Source organism: Mycobacterium sp. DL592 (genome assembly GCF_011694515.1).
In the GTDB taxonomy this organism is placed as follows: domain Bacteria; phylum Actinomycetota; class Actinomycetes; order Mycobacteriales; family Mycobacteriaceae; genus Mycobacterium.
Genome location: NZ_CP050192.1, coordinates 419845 through 439343 on the forward strand (window position 1 = coordinate 419845; position 19499 = coordinate 439343).

At 67.6% G+C, this 19499-nt stretch carries 18 protein-coding genes; 6 read left to right on the forward strand and 12 right to left on the reverse strand.

The window, feature by feature from the left end; all coding sequences use genetic code 11:
* Positions 1-5: 5 nt before the first annotated feature.
* From HBE64_RS02020 to fadD3, 5 genes are read right to left on the reverse strand one after another with little or no spacing between them, the layout of a single operon-like run.
* Positions 6-890: a patatin-like phospholipase family protein gene (locus HBE64_RS02020; RefSeq protein ID WP_243841466.1), complete on the reverse strand. Its 885-nt coding sequence runs from the start codon at positions 888-890 to the stop codon at positions 6-8.
* Positions 891-900: 10 nt separating this feature from the next.
* Positions 901-1860 carry an acyl-CoA dehydrogenase family protein gene (locus tag HBE64_RS02025; protein ID WP_167097300.1) on the reverse strand — a complete coding sequence of 320 codons (960 nt, stop codon included), beginning with the start codon at positions 1858-1860 and terminating at the stop codon, positions 901-903.
* On the reverse strand, positions 1857-2813 hold the full coding sequence (locus HBE64_RS02030) for an acyl-CoA dehydrogenase (RefSeq protein ID WP_167097302.1): 957 nt from the start codon (positions 2811-2813) through the stop codon (positions 1857-1859). The genes HBE64_RS02025 and HBE64_RS02030 overlap by 4 nt, the downstream gene beginning before the upstream one ends.
* On the reverse strand, positions 2810-3964 hold the full coding sequence (locus HBE64_RS02035) for an acyl-CoA dehydrogenase family protein (protein ID WP_167097304.1): 1155 nt from the start codon (positions 3962-3964) through the stop codon (positions 2810-2812). The genes HBE64_RS02030 and HBE64_RS02035 overlap by 4 nt, the downstream gene beginning before the upstream one ends.
* Complete coding sequence (gene fadD3, locus HBE64_RS02040) at positions 3964-5505, reverse strand: 3-((3aS,4S,7aS)-7a-methyl-1,5-dioxo-octahydro-1H-inden-4-yl)propanoate--CoA ligase FadD3 (RefSeq protein WP_167097306.1); 1542 nt, start codon at positions 5503-5505, stop codon at positions 3964-3966. Before fadD3 ends, HBE64_RS02035 begins: the two co-directional genes overlap by 1 nt.
* Positions 5506-5596: 91 nt before the next feature.
* Here fadD3 and ipdE1 point away from each other — a divergent pair, with 91 nt between their 5' ends.
* The 4 genes from ipdE1 to fadA6 are packed head-to-tail and all read left to right on the forward strand — an operon-like array spanning position 5597 to position 9291.
* Positions 5597-6745, forward strand: a complete 1149-nt coding sequence (ipdE1, locus tag HBE64_RS02045; RefSeq protein ID WP_167097308.1) for an acyl-CoA dehydrogenase IpdE1 — start codon at positions 5597-5599, stop codon at positions 6743-6745.
* An 8-nt stretch (positions 6746-6753) separates the two neighbouring features.
* Complete coding sequence (ipdF, locus tag HBE64_RS02050) at positions 6754-7536, forward strand: (5R,7aS)-5-hydroxy-7a-methyl-1-oxo-2,3,5,6,7,7a-hexahydro-1H-indene-carboxyl-CoA reductase (protein ID WP_371744158.1); 783 nt, start codon at positions 6754-6756, stop codon at positions 7534-7536.
* Positions 7533-8123 (forward strand): TetR family transcriptional regulator KstR2, encoded by a 591-nt coding sequence (gene kstR2 / locus HBE64_RS02055; RefSeq protein ID WP_167097312.1) that lies wholly within the window; start codon positions 7533-7535, stop codon positions 8121-8123. Before ipdF ends, kstR2 begins: the two co-directional genes overlap by 4 nt.
* A 10-nt stretch (positions 8124-8133) precedes the next feature.
* A complete protein-coding gene (gene fadA6 / locus HBE64_RS02060; protein WP_167097314.1) occupies positions 8134-9291 on the forward strand; it encodes a steroid 3-ketoacyl-CoA thiolase FadA6 in 1158 nt (385 codons plus the stop codon).
* A 68-nt stretch (positions 9292-9359) separates the two neighbouring features.
* Here the strand turns inward: fadA6 and HBE64_RS02065 are convergent, their stop codons facing one another.
* From HBE64_RS02065 to HBE64_RS02075, 3 genes are read right to left on the reverse strand one after another with little or no spacing between them, the layout of a single operon-like run.
* Complete coding sequence (locus HBE64_RS02065) at positions 9360-10937, reverse strand: diol dehydratase reactivase ATPase-like domain-containing protein (RefSeq protein WP_167097316.1); 1578 nt, start codon at positions 10935-10937, stop codon at positions 9360-9362.
* Positions 10934-11293, reverse strand: coding sequence for a diol dehydratase small subunit (locus HBE64_RS02070; protein WP_167097318.1), 360 nt, complete (start codon positions 11291-11293; stop codon positions 10934-10936). The genes HBE64_RS02065 and HBE64_RS02070 overlap by 4 nt, the downstream gene beginning before the upstream one ends.
* Positions 11290-13560 (reverse strand): propanediol/glycerol family dehydratase large subunit, encoded by a 2271-nt coding sequence (locus HBE64_RS02075; RefSeq protein ID WP_167097320.1) that lies wholly within the window; start codon positions 13558-13560, stop codon positions 11290-11292. The genes HBE64_RS02070 and HBE64_RS02075 overlap by 4 nt, the downstream gene beginning before the upstream one ends.
* Before the next feature lie 223 nt (positions 13561-13783).
* On the opposite strand from HBE64_RS02075, the gene HBE64_RS02080 reads away from it, so the two are divergent.
* Positions 13784-15226, forward strand: a complete 1443-nt coding sequence (locus HBE64_RS02080) for an APC family permease (RefSeq protein WP_243841467.1) — start codon at positions 13784-13786, stop codon at positions 15224-15226.
* A gap of 36 nt (positions 15227-15262) precedes the next feature.
* Positions 15263-16405 (forward strand): PucR family transcriptional regulator ligand-binding domain-containing protein, encoded by a 1143-nt coding sequence (locus HBE64_RS02085; RefSeq protein WP_243841468.1) that lies wholly within the window; start codon positions 15263-15265, stop codon positions 16403-16405.
* Positions 16406-16417: 12 nt separating this feature from the next.
* Here HBE64_RS02085 and HBE64_RS02090 read toward each other — a convergent pair whose 3' ends face one another.
* The 4 genes from HBE64_RS02090 to HBE64_RS02105 all read right to left on the reverse strand — a co-directional run bounded on the left by HBE64_RS02090 (position 16418) and on the right by HBE64_RS02105 (position 19475).
* Positions 16418-17533 (reverse strand): NDMA-dependent alcohol dehydrogenase, encoded by a 1116-nt coding sequence (locus HBE64_RS02090; protein WP_167097324.1) that lies wholly within the window; start codon positions 17531-17533, stop codon positions 16418-16420.
* Positions 17534-17597: 64 nt separating this feature from the next.
* The gene (locus tag HBE64_RS02095) at positions 17598-18374 is read right to left on the reverse strand and encodes a hypothetical protein (RefSeq protein ID WP_167097326.1); all 777 of its coding nucleotides are present in this window, start codon (positions 18372-18374) and stop codon (positions 17598-17600) included.
* The gene (locus HBE64_RS02100; RefSeq protein ID WP_167097328.1) at positions 18371-19018 is read right to left on the reverse strand and encodes a SatD family protein; all 648 of its coding nucleotides are present in this window, start codon (positions 19016-19018) and stop codon (positions 18371-18373) included. Before HBE64_RS02100 ends, HBE64_RS02095 begins: the two co-directional genes overlap by 4 nt.
* A gap of 46 nt (positions 19019-19064) precedes the next feature.
* The gene (locus tag HBE64_RS02105; protein ID WP_167097330.1) at positions 19065-19475 is read right to left on the reverse strand and encodes a nitroreductase family deazaflavin-dependent oxidoreductase; all 411 of its coding nucleotides are present in this window, start codon (positions 19473-19475) and stop codon (positions 19065-19067) included.
* Between the last annotated feature and the right edge of the window lie 24 nt (positions 19476-19499).

A 19499-nucleotide genomic window follows, 5' to 3' on the forward strand; every position in this document is an offset into this window, starting at 1 on the left:
CGGGCTCACGCTAGAGCACCCGCCGCCGGCGGGCCCTGACGGTACAGCCCGGGTCCGTCGACGTGAAGGTCGTCGAGAAACCGTCGCGCCGAGAGGTACGCGTCCTCGATCAGTTCGGCCGTGTGGGTGAAGTCCAGCGGCGAGACGAGCCGCGGCGCCGGTCCGGGCAGGTACACCACCGGGATGCTCTCGGCCACCAGTGTCGCCTCGGACACCGACTGCGAATGCATGGTCACCAGTGCGGTGTACAGAAGAATGTCGGCGATGGTGTCGGTCGAACGCGGTAGCTGACCGGGGAAGAAGCAGTCCAGCACCACCAGCGAGCGGGCGCCCATCGCGACGGCCTGGCGCATCGGGACGTTGGCCACCACGCCGCCGTCGTAGAGCCGCCGCCCGTCGTGGTCGACGGGCGGGTAGATGCCGGGAATGGCCGAGCTGGCCAACAGCGCCGGCAGCAGGGGCCCCGCCCGAAGCACGTGGGGCTGCGCGGTGGCGACATCGACGGTGACGGCCGCGAACGGCAGGACGAGATCGGCGAAATCCGTGGTGGGACCGAGAAAGTCGGCGATGACGGCTGCCAGCCCGGTGTTGGGGAACAGGTGGGTCTTGACCCGCTGCAACAGCAGCGCCTGGGCGATCAGACCGCCGGGAAACACCTCCTCCCGGGTCATCCGCGCCCACGCGTGGGACAACCGGTTGGCGGCTCCGACCGGGTCGGACGCCAGGACCGCCCCGTTGATCGATCCGACGGAGGTGCCGGCCACGAGGTCGGGACCCAGATCTCGCTCGCTGAGGGCCTGCAACATCCCGACCTGGACCGCACCCAGGCTGCCGCCCCCGCCGAGGACGTAGCCGATCGGATGGGGCAGGTTGACCGCGGTGGACTTCACCGAAGTCAGGTTAGAACACCTGGGATTCCAGGAGGCGCAGTTGGTCGCGCGGCGGCCCGAACAGCTGGGCGCTGCCGTGCGCCCGTTTGAAGTACAGCTGGATGTCGTGCTCCCAGGTGATGGCGATACCGCCGTGCAACTGGATGGCCTCGCCTGCGACCGTGGTGAACGCCTCGCTCGCCGACAGCCGGGCCAGCGCCGCCGACGCCCGTGTGGGGTCGGCAACCGCGTCGCCGACCAGGGCCCGCGCCGACTGCACCAACACGTACAGGTCGGCCATCCGGTGCTTGAGCGCCTGGAAGCTGCCGATCGGCCTGCCGAACTGCACCCGCTCCTTGGTGTAGGCCACCGTCAGCTCCAGACAGCGCGCGGCAGCGCCGACCTGCTCGGCGGCCAGCAGGATCGCGGCGAGATCGGCCAGGCCGGGATCGTTTCCGATCGGCTCGGTCGATCCGGGGACCACCCGGGCGAGCCGGCGCGTCGGGTCGACGGTCGGTGTCACCTCGGCGGTGACGTCGTTCCAGCGTTGCAGCCGGGCACCCGCTGAGTCTTTTTCCAAGCCGACCACCACGTCGGCGATGTCGCCGTTGACCACATAGTCGGGGTCGAGCGCGACGGCGCCGATCGCCGCGCCCGCGGCCAGTTGTTCCAGCAGTTCGCCGTCAGGTTCGTCGGCGGCCAGCAGTGCGAGCTCGGCAAGGGTGGTGCCCAGCAGCGGTGTCGGGACCAGTCCGCGGCCCAGCTCCTCGAGAACCGCTGCCGCATCGGCCAATTCACCGCCGGCACCGCCGAGTTCCTCGGGTACCACGAGCGCGGCGACGCCGACCTGCTCGCACAGCAGCGTCCACAGCGTCTCGTCGTACCCGCGGGGTGACTGCATCGCCTCGCGCACCGCGGCCGAGGAGGCGTGCTTGTCGATCAGTGCGACGACGGTGTCGCGCAGCATCTGCCGTTCTTCCAGCGATGTCATGCCAGGGCCTCCAGCACGCGACGGCGGTGGGTGGTGGGGTCGCCCCAGGCCGAATGCAAGGCCTGCACCCGCAGCAGCCACAGCGACAGGTCGTGCTCGGAGGTGAACCCGATGGCGCCGTGGGTCTGCAGCGACGAACGCGCGGCCAGCAGGGCGGCGTCGGAGGCGGCCGCCTTGGCCGCACTGACGTCGCGGGCGGTGTCCGGTGAGCCGTCGGCCAGCGACAGGGCTGCGCCGTACACCAGCGGGCGGGCGAGTTCCAGGGCGATGTGCACGTCGGCCAGCTTGTGCTTGATCGCCTGGTAGCTGCCGATGATGCGGCCGAACTGGCTGCGCTGCTTGGCATACTCCACCGACATGTCCAGCATCGCCTGGCCCGCGCCGACCAGCTGCGCGGCGGTGGCCAGCGCGCCGAAGTCGAATGCCTTCGCGACGTCGGCGGCAGAACCTTCGCCTACCCCGTTGACGTCGAACAACTTTCGGGCCGGGTCGACGGACTCGTGCTCGCTGCCGGCGGCGGCGTCGGTGACCGTGCCGTCGTGAGCCAGCAGTACCAGTCCGGCGAAGTCGGCGTCGGCGGCGCGGGGCACCGCAGGCGGCAGCGCCACCGTGGCGATGAGCTCACCGGCGGCCAGCGCGGCGGAGCGCTCGTCGTCGGCGAGCAGAACCGGTGCCACCGCGATGGATTCGGCCACCGGGCCGGGCACGCACCAGCGGCCCAGCGCCTCGAGTGCGACGACCAGGTCCACCGGGTGGGCCTCGATACCGTCGAACTTCTCCGCAACGGCCAGGGCGGTGACGCCGAGGTCGGTCAACGTCGCCCAGACCTTGCGTCCCGGGGCGGTGTCGCCCTGTCCCCAGGCCCGCACCGCGCTGGGTACGTCGGCGGCTCCCAGGGCGGCGTCGATGCTCGCCGCGAAGTCCCGCTGCTGTTCGTCGAGTGCGAATTTCATTTCGTCTTCCCAGAGCTCGCGGAGGGTTCCTTGGGCAGCCCGAGCAGTCGCTCGGCGATGATGTTGCGCTGAATCTCATTGGTGCCGGCGTAGATCGGGCCACCCAACGCAAACAGCAGACCGTCGGTCCATGAGTCGGCGAGTTCGGCATCCGCCCCGCGAAGCTCCAGTGCGGTCTGGTGCAGTGCTACGTCGAGATCTGACCAGAACACCTTGGTGACTGACGACTCGGCGCCCAGCTCACCGCCCTGGGACAGCCGGGTGACGGTGCCGAACGTGTGCAGTCGATAGGCCTGCGCCTTGATCCAGGCGTCGGCCACCCGGTCGGCGTAGGCGGGGTCGGAGCCGTGTGACGTCCATGCGTCAACCAGCCGCTCGGCCGGAGCCAGGAAACGCGCCGGGCTGCGCAACGACATGCCCCGCTCATTGCTGGTGGTGCTCATCGCGGCCCGCCAGCCTTCGTGCACCGAGCCGATCACGTCGTGGTCGGGCACGAATACGTTGTCCAGGAAGATCTCTCCGAACCCGGTGTCGCCACCGAGCTGGGCGATCGGGCGCACGGTCACGCCGTCGGCCTTGAGGTCGAACATGAAATAGGTCAGTCCGCGATGGCGCTCGGCGCTCGGGTCCGACCGGAACAACCCGAACCCGCGGTCGCCGAACGGTGCCCGGCTGCTCCAGATCTTCTGGCCGTTGAGCAGCCAGCCGCCCTCGGTCTGGGTCGCGGTCGAGCGCAGCGAGGCCAGGTCGCTACCGGACTCCGGCTCCGACCAGGCCTGGGCCCAGATCTCTTCGCCGCTGGCCATTTTCGGCAGCACCCGGTCCAGCTGCTCCTCGGAGCCGTGCGCGAACAGCGTCGGCGCCAGCATGGAGGTGCCGTTGGCGCTGGCGCGTCCTGGCGCTCCGGCGCGGAAGTACTCCTCCTCGTAGACGACCCACTGCAGCAGGCTCGCGTCCCGGCCGCCGTATTTCTTCGGCCAGGTGATCACCGACAGCCCGGCGTCGAACAACACCTTGTCCCAGTGCCGGTGCTGCTCGAAACCCTCGGCGGTGTCGTAGGACTTGGTCGGGAACGAGGCCTTGTTGGCGGCCAGGAAGTCGCGCACCTCGTCGCGGAACTCGCGGGTGGCGTCGTCGTAACTGAGATCCATCAGACCATCTCTCGCAGTGTGGGTTTGACCACTTTTCCGCCGGGGTTGCGGGGCAGTGCTGCCAGGAACACCACCGATCGTGGTGCTTTGAAGTTCGCCAGGTGCTTACGGGTGTAGTCGATGACCGCCTGCTCGTCGAGCTCGCTGTCGGGCCGTCGCACGATGAACGCCCTGCCGACCTCGCCGAGCCGCTCGTCGGGCACGCCGATCACCGCTGCGTCGGCGACACCGTCGAGGCGGGCCAGTACTTGCTCGATCTCGGCGGGGTAGACGTTGAAGCCGCCGCAGATGTACATGTCCTTGAGGCGGTCGGTGATGCGCAGATTGCCTGCGGCGTCGACTGTTCCGATATCGCCGGTGTGCAGCCAGCCCTCGGTGTCGATGGCGGCCTCGGTGGCGGCCGGATCGTCGAGATAGCCGAGCATCACGTTGGGTCCGCGCAGCAGCACCTCGCCGGCCCCCCCTGAATCCGGTGAGTCGATCCGCAGCTCGAAGTCGGCGATCGGTCGCCCGCACGTCGTCGCCACGGTGACCGCGTCGTCGTCGGCCCGGCACATGGTGCCGAATCCGCTTGCCTCCGTGAGCCCGTAGGCCGTCAGCACGATGTCGAAGTCGAGTTCGGCCTGCATGCGCTCGATGAGCACCACCGGGACGGTCGCCGCGCCGGTGACCGCGAACCGCAGCGAGCTCAGGTCGTAGTCCTTGCGGGCCGGGTGGTCGAGCAGGGTCTGGAAGATCGTCGGCGGCCCGGGCAGCACGGTCACCCGGTGGTCCTGGACGATCCGGAAGGCCTGCTCGGGGTCGAAGGTCAGCTGCGGGATCAGAGCGGCCCCGGTCTGTAGGCAGGCCAGGATGGCGGCCTTGAAGCCGAAGTTGTGGAAGAACGGGTTGATGCACAGGTAGCGGTCGGCACTGGTGAGCTGACCGCACGCCGCCCACGCGGCCGGCGCCGCCAGGGACTGCCGATGTGCACAGAGGACGCCTTTGCTGCGACCCGTGGTGCCCGAGGTGAACAGGATGTCGGAGACGTCGTCGCCGGACAGTGCAGCGGCACGGCGGTCGACCTCCGAAGCGGGTGCTTTCGGGCCCGCCATGAACTCGTCCCATGTCCCGTCGTCGGTATCGAGGGGCACCCGCACGATGTGGCGCAGATCGGGCAGCGCGGCGAGGTCGAGGTCGGCGACGCGGTCGGTGTCGAGGAAGCGGCCCATCGCGATCAGCAGCGGCGCATGCGTGCGGGCCAGGATGTCGGATGCCTCCGCGGCGGTGTAGCGGGTGTTGAGGGGAACCACCACGGCGCCGGCGTAATGGGTGGCCAAGCAGGCGACCACCCAGTGCCAGGTGTTCGGCGACCAGATCGCTACCCGGTCGCCGGCGGCGACCCCGAGCGCGATCATGGCCGCGGCGGCCTGGCGCACTTCCTCGCGCAGTTCGGCGAAGGTGAAGGTGCGCTCCTCGGTGACCAACGCCTCCCGGTCGCCCAGTTCGCGGGCCATCCGGTCCAGCACAGCGGGCGTCGTGCGCGGGTCGCTGCGCTCCATCAATGCTCCTTTGGTCTTGCTCATCACGGTCTCGCGCCGTCATCACCGACCGGGCTAACAAAGCAAGTGCTTGGTAGGTTAGCCTACAGGGGTGATAACGGTCGAGGAGTTCCGGGCTGAGGTCCGCGAGTGGCTGGCCGACAACCTGGTCGGCGAATACGCCGCACTCAAGGGTCTCGGCGGCCCCGGGCGCGAACACGAAGCCTTCGAAGAGCGGCTGGCCTGGAACCGCCATCTGGCGGCGGCCGGACTGACCTGCCTGGGCTGGCCCGTCGAGCACGGCGGCCGCGGTCTGTCGGTGGCGCACCGCGTCGCCTTCTACGAGGAGTACGCCAAGGCCGATGCCCCGGACAAGGTGAACCACCTGGGTGAGGAACTGCTCGGGCCCACCCTGATCGCCTTCGGAACTCCCGAGCAGCAGAAGCGGTTCCTGCCGCACATCCTCGATGTCACCGAGCTGTGGTCACAGGGCTACTCCGAGCCCGGCGCGGGTAGCGACCTGGCCAACGTCGCGACCTCGGCGGTGCTCGACGGGGACCACTGGGTCATCAACGGCCAGAAGGTGTGGACGTCGCTGGCGCACTGGGCGCAATGGTGTTTCGTGGTGGCCCGCACCGAGAAGGGCTCCAAGCGGCACGCCGGTCTGTCCTTCCTGCTGGTGCCGCTCGATCAGCCCGGCGTGGAGATCCGCCCGATCATTCAGCTGACCGGTGACTCGGAGTTCAACGAGGTGTTCTTCACCGATGCCCGCGCCGACGCCGGCCTGGTGGTGGGCGAGCCGGGCGACGGCTGGCGGGTGGCCATGGGGTTGCTGACGTTCGAGCGCGGTGTCTCGACGCTGGGCCAGCAGATCCGTTATGCCCGTGAGCTTTCCGGTGTCGTCGAGTTGGCCAAGGCCAACGGAGCGATCGACGATCCGCTGATCCGGGAGCGGCTCACCCGGGCCTGGGCGGGTCTGCAGACGATGCGCTCCTTCGCGTTGGCGACCATGGACGTCGAACAGCCCGGTCAGGACAACGTCTCGAAACTGCTGTGGGCGAACTGGCATCGCGACCTCGGCGAGCTGGCGATGGACATCCAGGGCAAGTCCGGCCTGCTGATGGCCGGCGGCGAGTTCGACGAGTGGCAGCGGCTGTTCCTGTTCTCCCGCGCCGATACCATTTACGGCGGCTCCAACGAGATCCAACGCAACATCATCGCCGAGCGGGTGCTCGGCCTACCGCGAGAGGCGAAGGGCTAGTGAGCTCATTGGCGGATGTGCCGCAGGAGGTCGCCGGCCACGGTCTGCTGACCGGCAAGGTCGTCGTGGTCACGGCGGCGGCGGGCACCGGCATCGGTTCGGCGACAGCGCGTCGTGCGCTGGCCGAAGGCGCCGACGTCGTCATCTCCGATCACCACGAACGCCGGCTCGGTGAGACCCGGGACCAGCTCGCCGAACTCGGCCTCGGCCGGGTGGAGAGCGTCGTGTGCGACGTCACGTCCACCGCGCAGGTCGACGCGCTGATCGCCTCGACCACCGCCCGGATGGGGCGCCTGGACGTGCTGGTCAACAACGCCGGCCTCGGTGGTGAGACGCCCGTGGTCGACATGACCGACGAGGAGTGGGACCGCGTTCTCAACGTCACGCTGACCTCGGTGATGCGGGCGACGCGGGCAGCGCTGCGGTATTTCCGAGAGGCCGGACAAGGCGGCGTGATCGTCAACAACGCCAGTGTGCTCGGCTGGCGCGCACAGCACTCGCAGTCGCACTACGCCGCGGCCAAGGCCGGCGTTATGGCCCTGACTCGTTGCAGCGCAATCGAAGCCGTCGAGTTCGGGGTGCGGATCAACGCGGTGTCCCCGAGCATCGCCCGGCACAAGTTCCTCGAGAAGGTCAGCTCGACCGACCTGCTGGATCGGCTGTCGGAGGGCGAGGCTTTCGGCCGGGCCGCCGAGCCGTGGGAGATCGCCTCCACGATCGCCTTCCTGGCCAGTGACTACTCGAGTTACCTCACCGGCGAAGTGATTTCGGTATCGAGCCAGCACCCATGACAGAACAGCCGGTCAGCCGTCGCGACGAGCTTCTCGATCTCGCCGCGACCATGTTCGCCGAACGCGGTCTGCGCGCCACCACCGTGCGCGACATCGCCGATTCGGCGGGCATCCTGTCCGGCAGCCTGTATCACCACTTCAAGAGCAAAGAGCAGATGGTCGAGGAGGTCCTGCGCGACTTCCTGGACTGGCTGTTCGGCCGCTACCAGGAGATCGTCGAGTCCGAACCCAACCCGCTGGAACGGCTCAAGGGGCTGTTCATGACGTCGTTCGAGGCCATCGAGGACCGGCACGCTCAGGTGGTCATCTACCAGGACGAGGCCAAACGGCTGTCCTCGCTGCCGCAGTTCGACTTCGTCGACACCCGAAACAAAGAGCAGCGCAAGATGTGGCTGGACCTGCTCAACGAAGGCATTGAGCAGGGCTGCTTCCGGCCCGACATCGACGTCGACGTGGTGTACCGCTTCATCCGCGACACCACCTGGGTATCCGTGCGCTGGTATCAGCCCGGTGGCCCGCTGACGGCTGAAGAGGTTGGCCGCCAATACCTTTCCATCGTCCTCGGCGGAATAGCCGCCCCAAAGTAAGGAGATCGACATGGCCCCCGCCTCACAGGCATACGTCATCGAGGCTGTGCGTACCGCGGTCGGTAAGCGCAACGGCTCGCTGGCCCACGTGCATCCCATCGACCTCGGGGTGGCGGCCTTCCGCGGCGTCTTCGACCGGGTCGACGTCGACCCCGGCGCCGTCGAGGACGCGATCGTCGGCTGCCTGGACACCATCGGCCCGCAGGCGGGCAACATCGGCCGCAACACCTGGCTGGCCGCGGGCTTCCCCGAAGAGGTGCCCGGGGTGACCGTCGACCGGCAGTGCGGCTCCAGCCAGCAGGCCATTTCCTTTGGGGCGCAGGCGATCATGGCCGGTACGGCCGATCTGATCCTGGCCGGCGGTATGCAGAACATGAGCCGTATCCCGATCTCCTCGGCGATGACCGTGGCCGAGCAGTTCGGCTTCACCTCGCCGACCAACGAGTCGCAGCACTGGCTGGAGCGCTACGGCGACCAGGAGATCTCGCAGTTCCGCGGCGCTGAGATGATCGCCGAGAAGTGGGGCCTGTCCCGCGAGGAGATGGAAGAGTTCTCGCTCAACAGCCACGAGAAGGCATTTGCGGCGATCCGTGCCGGGCACTTCGAGAACGAGATCGTCCCGGTCGGTGACTTCCGCATCGATGAGGGGCCGCGCGAATCCAGCCTGGAGAAGATGGCCGGCCTCAAGACCCTTCGGGAAGGCGGCCGGCTGACCGCGGCGATGGCCAGCCAGATCTCCGACGGCGCAAGCGCTGTGCTGCTGGCCTCAGAGCAGGCGGTCAAGGATCACAACCTGACCCCGCGGGCCCGCATCCACCACATCAGTGCCCGTGGCGCCGATCCGGTGTTCATGCTGACCGGCCCGATTCCGGCCACCAAGTACGCGCTGGACAAGGCGGGCCTGACGATCGACGACATCGATGTCGTCGAGATCAACGAGGCCTTCGCGCCCGTGGTGATGGCCTGGCTCAAGGAGACCAAGGCCGACCCGGAGAAGGTGAACCCGAACGGCGGCGCGATCGCGCTCGGCCACCCGCTGGGTGCGACCGGGGCCAAGCTGTTCACCACGATGCTCAACGAGTTGGAGCGCCGCGGCGGCCGCTACGGCCTGCAGACGATGTGTGAGGGTGGCGGTACCGCCAACGTCACCATCATCGAACGGCTCTAGCACTTCCTCGAGTGTGGGTCCTATGTACGCAGATCGGCGAAAACCGGTGCATAGGGCCCACACGCGTCTCACCCGCCGGCGGCGATGGCGACGAGTCCGTAGGCCACTGCATAGCGGTGGCCCAGTGTGCGGCAGACGTTGCCCCGCCCGACGGTCACCCGCAGGCCGAGCTGTTCGCTGACGGCGCGCACGAGTTCGTCGTCACCGGCTCCGCCGCCGACCAGGACCAGTCCTCGGGCGTCGGGAGCCACCCGCTCCAGTCCGCGCACCACATTGGCGCCGATGACCAGGCGTTTGGCCGCCAGGCGCCAGTTGCGCCATTCGGAGCCGGATAGCCGTGAGGTGAAGGGCAGCAACCCATTAGGGGCCGAGGCCAACAGCCAGCCGGTGCAGCGACCGTCGATCGGGGTGTCGAGGAAGTGCCTGCGCCCGTGCTCGTCCTCGACGAGCTGGGGGGTGACCGCGCTGAGCGCCTCGGCACGCTTGGCGTATTCGGCGGTGCTGCGGGAAATCCCCAGGGCCGCCGACGTCGCGGTCGTGAGCAGTTGGCCGGCGCCGGGAAGCACGATGCGCTGCGTCGCCGACACCACGTCGACGGTGCCGCCGCCGACGTCGACGACCGCCATGTCCTCGGTGACGCCGGGGGTGGTCAGTGCACCCACCCTGGCTGCGACGGCTTCGGAGTCGACCCGCACCACCGGCACTCCGAGAGCCTCGCTCAGCGCGTCGGCACCGGCAGGCGGCCGGTGCACGTCATCGCCCATCGTCGCCCGCACCAGACTGTCGACTACCACCGCGCCGCGCCGGGAATTCGCCTGTGCCGCAATGTCAGCCAGGTGGACAACATGCGAGGCTTCGGTCTCGGCCGCGGTGGGGACCGGTTCGGCGGGCTGGTCGTCGTCCTCGGGGGTGCCGTCGTGCAGGCACACCACCGCGCACGCGCTGTCGAAGAGTTGATCGGCGACCACGGTGGCGTCGGCGCGTTCGTCGTCGGACAGGCTGAACGCGTCGACGAGCCAGTGCGGGTCGGTGAGTCGCTGCAGTGACGTGAAGCCCTGGCGCACTTCGACGGCGACCAGGGTGGCCGACAACAGCGCCGTCACGTCGACGCCGTCGATGACGGGCAACGGAATCCTCAGCCGGTTGGACACCAGCACGGCCTCGTCGTTGGTGGTCACCACGCCCACCACGGCGCGGCCGGAATCGATTGCCGCATTGACGAATCCCGCGACATCGCGGTAGCCCTGGTCGGCTGTCGCGCAGGCGATGACCGACTGGTCGGGGCCGACTTCGCTGAGGCGTTCGACCGGTACCGGGACGCCGATGCCGGCGGCATCGCCCGCTGTCGTTGGTGCGGCCCGGGTGATGATGAGCAGCCGGCCGGTTCGGCGGGTCCGGAGTTTGACCTGTTCAGTGGTGGACGTCACCGGGGGCGTCGGAGCGAACGCGGCCCGTTCGACCATGAGTCCGTGGGCGCCGCTCACCTGGCGAACCAGCTGGGCGGCAACGTCGATGGCGCGCAGCGATCCCTTCCCGCCCCGGGTCGGCACCCGCGCGCTGCCGATCACCTCGAGCTCACCACTGCCGCGGCACAGGACCACCTCGGTGGTGGCATTGCCGATGTCGACACCGGCCCACACCGTCATCGCAACAGGCCGCGCCGCTGGTATGCCGTCGCCGCCTCGCGGACCAGCTGTGCGCACGCGTGTGCTTGGTGGGCCTCGAGTCGCTGTGCCAGCTCCTGCAGTTCGTCGAATGTGGAACGGTTGGGGCGCAGTGCCTCGTAGGCCGCCAGCATGTCCGCGGCCGGCAGCACGGTCATCTCGGCCGCCCGGCGCAGATTCATCCCCAGTTGCGCCGAACCGGACCGCTCAGCGTTATCGGCCTGGACCAGAAGTGTCTCTCGGCTGATCCGAATGTCGTCCAGGCTGAGCTGACCGGCACGCGCGGCGTCGACCGTGATCTCGTCGAGAGCGCGACCCGAATGGGCAGAGGTTGTCATCGAACGAACTCCAATTCCACATTGGATCCGGTGTGGGCGGCGATCTCGGCTCGCTCGATCGCGACCATCGACACCACCTTCGTGTGGTAGCGGGCGGTGATGGCCTCGTCGGTGTAGGCGTTGCGCATCGGGGCCGGGGTCGCGCCCTTCGCATGTCTACCGGCATTGATACCGATCAGTCGGTACATATCGGGGGCGATCAGCGGTGCGACACTGAGCAATTCGAGGTTGGCCAGCGGTGGCAGGTCCCGGCGGTGGATCAGGGTGGTGCCCTTGGCCTGCAGGCCGACGCTGACCCCGGAGCCGGACAGTCCGGCCGCGGTCTTCCCGATCGACCCCAGATCCACGGTGTTGGTGATGCGAACCAGCCGCGCCACGCACTGCTCTTCTTCCAGGCCGGCGAGGATCTGCTCGAGCACGTCGTAGATCGTCATGCCCGACAGCGTGCGAAACAGCTTGGTGGCGAAGGCGGGGGAGACGCCGACCACGACCTCCCGTGGATCGGTGCCAGGTAGGGCCGGCCCCAGCTCCAGCACCCGGCCGGGTTCGCAGTAGTTGGCCTGCTCCTTGACCAGGTCGGTCACCGAGCGTGCCTGTCGGACGGTGTCGATCTGGGCCTGTCGCTCCGGTGTTGGCCGGTAACCGGTGCCGGGTCCGCGGTAGTCGTTGGGATCTTGCAGTGCCGAAAGCACATTCATCTGCTCGTCGAAAATCGCCGCGGTCTGCAGATAGTCACCGGTGACGCGGGCTTTGGCCATGCCCAGCACGCGGTCGGCGACATCGGTGAACCCGGTCTCGGCGAGTGCAGCGACGACGTCGAGGACGGTCAGTCCGGATTGTTCGATCATCCGGGCGGCGTTCAGCACGGTCACGCCGTCGCTGGCGGGGAGGTCCTTGGAACCCTCGGCCTGCACGACGGCCTCGACGTGCTCATCGTCGAAGTCCGCCAGCCCGAGGTATTCGAATACCGCCCGGGTGGCTTCGGCGGCCTGCCGCCGCATCGCCTCCAGCGTGGTCGGATCAACCGAGCGCAACCCGCCGTCGACGCCCCAGTCGCGCTGCAGCACCAGATAGTCGTCGAGGTCGGCGGCATTGAAGTTGGACGGGCCAAACATGTTGTCGTAGGACACAATCGAACCGAAGCCGGAGAAGATGAAGTCCGACCCCGACAGCAGCGTCGGCAACGTCCGGCTGGTGCGGCGCATGGTCGATTCACTCATCAGCGAGTCGTTTCCACTGCATGATTCGAGCCCGCGCAGCATCACCATCAGATTCTCGGCGTGGAGTTCCTTGACGCCACCAGGCACTGAGGCGGTGATCGCTGCCCCGTCGACGCCGCCATTCTGCACACCCTGTGCCCCGATTCCCTTGGCCAGCGCGACGCAGCGGGACTCCAGATAGTTCATCGACTTTCGTTCGGCCTGGCCCATCAGCACCTCGGAGCCGGCTCCGCTGGACAGCCGCATCTTGATCCCGCGTGAGGCGTAGGCCGAGGTCAGGAAGGCCTTGGACCACGGGGTGTCGTCGCCGTCGGTGAAGACCTGCTCAGTTCCGTAGACCGACACCGTCTCGGCGTAGGACACCAGCCCGCGTACTCCGAGCTCGAGTTCCCGGGCTTCCTCCACCGAACACTGTGTCAGCGCGCCGGCCGCCGGGACCTGGGAGCCGATGAGCAGAGCCATCGCAACGGCGGGAGCGTCGTCGAGCACCGGCACCGTCGCCTCCAGTTCGCGGAAGCCGTACACCACCGCGGTCGCCGCGTCGGCCGCGATCAACAATGGGTCGTCGAGTCGGTTGGTGACGTGGGCCTGATTGGCCGGGGTGCGGCGAGCGCGCATCTTCATCATCGCCATCTGGATCTCCACCGGCTGCAGCATCGCGACGACCCTGGCCATCTTCGCCGGGGTCAGGCCTGAGCAGACCCGGAGTACCTCGTCGCGCGGCACGCTGGAATCCACGATCAGCCGAGCCAGCTCGATCTCGCTCATGGCCATCGACAAGCAGGCCTGGGAATGGTCGATCGCATACCGCACAACGAATTCATCGATCGTGTCGAAGTCGGCGGCCGGCTTGGAGTCCATCTCCAGCACCGTGCCGTCGTCGGCCACACGCCAGGACGGCTCGGGGTCATACGGCGACAGGTGCGAGATCATGCCGAGTTCCGGATCGGGTTCGGCGAACCCGTCCAGATTGACTGTCTGCTGGTCCAACAGTCGGATGCGGCCCAGCCGATGGTCCTGGCCGGCCTCGTCACTATTCGGGTGCATGGCACACAGCATTGGGGTATCTGCCCTGGCAGGCAAGAACGCACCCAAAACTTCCAACAACGTGTCCGGTGTCGGTTCTCTCAAGGCCCTTCCGGGCAATTCGCCGTACCACAACGTGTTGGAAAGCCACCGATCTGTGTAGTCGAGCGGCAGGCCTTCTCGCAGAATGGCCGGACATCGGAGTGGTCCCAGTCATAGCTCCGTGGGGAGAACAGGAGTAACCGTGACCGAGGTTGTCGATACGAGCGGCGGGTCGAGCCGGAGCGCCGCACCCACCACTGCGCCCACGAAACTACGCGGTCACCTAGGTGTTCCCGCCATCGTGCTGATGGTGGTCGCCGCCGCGGCGCCGCTGTCCACAATCGGCGGCAACGTGCCGATCGCGATGGTACTGGGCAAGACCACCGGCATCCCGGTCTCGTTCATCGTCGCGGGTCTGGTATTCCTGCTGTTTGCCGCCAGCTTCGTGGCCATGTCGAAGTACGTCACCGACGCCGGCGCCTTCTATGCGTATATCCGTAAATCGCTCGGTCGCGCGGCCGGAACCGGTGCAGCGGTTCTCGCGTTGCCGGCTTACATGGCGACGCTGCTGGCGGTGGCCGCCTATGACGGCGTCATCCTCAACGGGCTCATCACGCGCTTCGACGGACCGGATATTCCATGGTGGCTGTTGACGGCTGCGGTGCTTGCCGTGGTCGCGTGGCTCGGCTACCGCGACATCGATCTGAGCGCCAAGGTGCTCGGCGTGTTCCTGGTGTCGGAGGTCGCGATCCTGATGGTCCTGGACTTCGTCATCGTGATGCGCGGTGGTGAGCACGGTTTGACCGGTGACTCGTTCACGCCGCAGGGGATCGCCGGCGGGTTCGGTATCGCGTTGCTCTATGCGCTGTGGGGTTTCGTTGGTGTCGAGGCGACGGTGGTGTTCCGGGATGAGGCCCGCGACCCCGATCGCACCGTGCCGCGCGCGACGTTCTGGGCGGTGGGCATCGTCGCCACGTTCTATGCCTTCTCCAGCTGGGCCCTCATCGAGGGCAATGGTGGACCGGATGCCATCCAGGCCGCCGAGGACGACCCCGACAACTTCATGGTCAACACCGCCCAGCAGTACCTCGGCATGGTCGGACGCGACCTGACCACCGCGCTGTGGTTCATCAGCGTCTTCGCCTGTGCGCTGGCATTTCACAACATCAGTGCGCGGTACGCCTTCGTGCTGGGGCAGAGCGGTGTCTTCTCCACCAAGATCGGCGGGGTGCACTCCCGGCATGGCTCGCCGGCGGTGGCATCCCTGGTCGTCTCCGCGGCGTCGTTCGTGATCATGGCGATCTTCGTTGTGCTCGGACTCGATCCGGTCCTACAGATCTTCGGTCCGCTCGGTGGTCTGGGAATCCTCGCGCTGGCGATCCTGTGGTTGCTGACGACGATCTCCGTGGTGATCTTCTTCGTTCGTCGGGGTGGTTCGACTGGCACCGTGCTGCTCGCGTCGGCGGCGACACTGGTGTTGGCAGCGAGTCTGGTTCTGGTGGTGTCCAATCTGACCCTGGTCGTCGGCGGCAATCCGACCCTGGCGGCCATTTTCGGCGTGATGCCGTTGGTGTTCTTCGCGGTGGGCATGTTCTTGAGCCGCCGATCCACCGGTGAGCTGTCCTCGATTTCGTCGGTGTCCTGACGCCGACGGGCGGGCAGCGGGCTGACTAGCCTCGGCATGGGCGCTGGTACCGTCGGATTTCGGGAGTACCAGCGGCCAGCGGGGGTTCTCGGTGCCGAACCGGCGCTGAGCGTGGATCAGGAGAGTGAAGCGGTCATGTCGGGGGACTCGTCGCTGAGTGTGGCGGCGGTCTTGATGGTTCCACCGCTGGATCATGGTTCGGTCATCGCCGGTCGCCGCGGGCTGACCCGCGAGGTGCGCTGGGTCGACATCATCCACGCCCCGGCCGAGGACTTCGTCCGCCCGGGCGACCTGGTACTGACCACCGATGCCGACATCCATCAGCCGGGCGTCGGCGATTTCCTCATCTCACTGTTCACCTCTGCGGCGGCCGGCGTGGTGCTGAGTCCTCCGCCCGAGGTCGCCGTCGACGAGCTGCTCGAGTTGCTGATCCCGCTCGCGGAGCAGCACGCGTTCCCGTTTGTGTTGTTGCCGTGGGAGATTGCCTTCGCCGACGTCCAGAAGAGCGTCCTCCCGCTGTTGAGTCCGTCGCGGGTGGACCAACGGTTCCAGATGGTCATCGGTCGCAGTGAACGTCCTGACGACGGCTGGACCGATCTGGCCCGAGCGTTCGCCGAATCTCTGCAGGCGCTGGCGCGGTCGGCCGACATTGCGGTGCGGTCGTCGGTCACGGATGACCTGGTGATGAGTCACTTTGCCTCGGCGCCAAGTGCTTCCACGATCACCGAGCTCGTGGCGTGCGCTCAGCAGCTCAGCGGGCTTTCCGATGATCTGGTCAGCTGGGCTTTGCTACCCGCTGCATTTGGACCGCCGCCCGCCGCTGCTGTGACGCGCCCGTCACCTGCCGACAGCAGCGTCGGCGCCCAACAGTTCGCCGACGTGCTGCGCCACCATCCGCGCAGCATGGCGATGGTGTTGCAGACGTTGCAGCCGCTGATCGACTACGACACCACGCGGCGTGGGCAACTCATGCACACGTTGGAGATCGTGCTCAACGAAGCGACGAACACCAGCGCGGCGGCCAGGGCGCTCTATCTGAACCGTCACTCACTGTTGTACCGGATCAAACTCATCGAGGATCTCACCGGCTTGTCGTTGAAGAACCCCGCCGACCGTTTCCAGCTGGAGGTCAGTGTCCGGGTGCACCAGAACAACGCGGCGCGTTCCGGCCGCGCGTGAACTCGTGTGTCGTCAGTGGTCGTGCAGGATGACGCCGCGGATATTGCGGCCGGCCAGCATGTCGTCGAAGCCTTCGTTGATATCGGCGAGCTTGTACTCGCGCGTCACGGTCTCGTCGAGTAGCAGCTGGCCATCCCGGTAGAGGTTGAGCAGTCGCGGGATGTCGGCGCGCGGGTTGGCCTCACCGTACAGGCTGCCGAGAAGACGCTTCTGGAACAACGTGATCCAGGCCATCGGCAGCACTGCGTTGAGGTCCTCGGTCGGAGCCAGACCGGTCAGCACCACTGCGCCGCCTTTACGGATGATGTTGAACGCGTCGTTGATCATCGGGCCCTCCACCACCCCGACGGTCAGCAGCGCCGAGTCCGCCATCACTCCGCGGGTCAGGTCCGCGGCCAGGGCGGTGGCCTCGGCGATCGTGGTTACAAAGTGGGTGGCGCCGAACTGAAATGCCTTCTCGCGCTTGGACTCGACGGGTTCGACCACGATGATCCGCTCGGCGCCGGCCAGCCGTGCCCCCTGGACCGCGCCACTGCCGATGCCGCCGAATCCGATGACGACGACGGTGTCACCGGGCCTGATGTCGGCGGTGTTGACCGCTGAACCCCAGCCGGTCATGACCCCGCAGCCAAGAAGGCAGGCCCGGTTCAGCGGCAGGTCGTCGTCGATCTTGATCACGGAGGCCTCCGACAGGGTGCCGTACTGCGAGAAGCTGCCGACCCCGGCCAGTGTGCCGACGTCGTGGCCTTTGACCCGACGGCGGTAGGTGCCGTCGGTCTGGATGCCGACAAGAATCAATGCGCCTAGATCGCAAAGGTTCTGGTGGCCGCTGGCGCACCAGCGGCAGCGGCCGCAGGCCGGCAGGAAGGACGTCACGACGTGGTCGCCGGGCTTGAGGTCGCGCACACCGGGTCCGACTTCCTGGACGGTACCGGCGCCCTCGTGCCCGCCGATGATCGGTAGCGGCACTCCGGCGAGATCTCCGGTGCGCACGTGCTGGTCGGAGTGGCACAGTCCGGTGGCCTCGAACTCGATGAGGACCTCGCCCTCCTTGGGCCCGTCGAGGTCGATTTCTTCGATCTGCCAGTCTCCGTCGATTTCCCACAGCACCGCGGCATTGGTCTTCATGTGCCGAAGTGTACGAAGTCGACCCGCGTTGCCGGGCGGAAAATCCGCGACCTGAGACTGCGGACTATTGGGCGAGCGCGAGGCCGCCGAGCGCGACAATCCAGCTGGCGAAACTGCCGACGAGGAAGTACTCGGTGACGTCGTCGATGGTTATCCCCGGGTCGCTGCGCTCCTGCCCGCCGATACTGATGCCGCCGTTCTCACGGACCTTCTGGGCGTTGATCTCGGGGAACCGGATGATGCTCTTGGCAGCGACGACCGCGGTCGCCGCTGCGAGCTGACCGGCGAGGCTCAGGCCCACGATGAGCAGCCGTTCCATGGGACCGAGAAGCCGGCCACCCTTGAGGCGGTCGGACGCCTGCGGCTGGCCGGCCGGTTTGACCGAACCGACCGACCCGAGCAGCAGGCGCACCAACTGGTTCCCGGTCACCAACTGCAGCAGCACCACACCGATGACCATGACGACGCGGCCGGGATCCACGGTGTGCAGTCCCGGCAGCACAGCCCAGCTGACCCAGGCCGCGACCGGACCACCCACCGGAGAGCCCAGCCCGGACAACAGGATCAACACCACAAGGGCCGACCCGAACAGCACCAGCGGCCAGATCTGCCAGCGGCCGCCGACGCGTTCGGCGCGGGTGCAGGCCAGCTCCCAGGCTGCCGCCGCGACTGCGGCGATTCCGAGCAGGGCGAGGTCGCCGAGGTGCCACAGCCCACCGAGCGCGGTAACTCCCACCGCGATCAGGGGGCCGGCCAGGACAGCGAACCCGGCGCGTGATGTCAGCCGCCGCACGATGTCGGCGCACCCCACGGCGATCAGGAAAAGGGCGACGCCGCTCATCGGAGGGCCGCCAGCTGCCCGCTGGCCAACACCACGAGATCGAGTCCGTCGCGTGCCGCCCGTTGGGACACCGCCGAAGCGCTGATGCCTTCCATTACCGCCAGATCCTTCTTCGTCTTGTGCTCGAGGAGCCCCCGCAACAGCCGCAGGGATCGTGCATCCATCGATCCAAGCAGGTGGTCCCGACACAACAGGGCGGCGTTGACGGCGTCGGGGTCGGGGCCGTCGGCGTCAGCGCGGCGGTAGGCGGTGCGGACGTGGGCCAGGCCAGGCTGTTGTTGGGCGCCGGCGATCCATTCGATGGACTCTCTGGCCGACCACCATCCGGGCCCGTCCTGGATGCCGGTATCCGGATCGAGGATCGTGACCTCGCCCCAGCCGATGCCGAAGCGGACGTCGATGTCGGGAGCGAGCGCCAACCGCAGCGACAGTGCGGCGTCGATCGCCGCACCCACGGTGGGGTAGCTGCCCTGGAACTCGTCACCGACCGTGAACGCGGGCGGATCGATGGCGCTCGAGGAGACCTCATCGAGAGCGCGGGTCACCTGGCGGTGCAGGCGCGCGCGGTCAGGCGTCTGCCGGGAGCCGACGATATCCCCGATCACCGTCGCCCGAGATGAAGGCATAGGCTGCATAACTGCCATATGAAGATAATAGCTTCATTTGCAGAGAATGTAGGCCACAGCTTAACTAGGCTATCCGGACCCGCAGGAAGTGGTCGATACCGGTCCGCTCGAAGGTGCGCCGGCGGTCGCGGGGTAGCAGGGGCAGCGCTTCGGTCGCGTCGATGATCTGCGGTGCCACGACCTCGTAGGTTTCGCCTCGGCTGGAGATGCGGGCCCGGCCGGCGGTCAGAACGTTGCGCAGCCAGTCCACCTGGGTGCCGTAGGGCAGCGGAACGATGAACCGGTCACCGACCCGGTCGGCGACGACCGGCGTCGCGTAGTTCTTTCCGGACCGGCGCCCGGTGTGCCGGATCACCGAGGCGTACCAGTACTTCGTTCCGGCCAGTCGCAACATGGCCGGATTCAGCAGGTATTTGTTGGACAGCCGGATCAGGTCGCGGAACTGCCGCGGCCAACTCTGTGGTGCAAGTGCCATCGCTTCCCCCCGGAATCAGGCTTA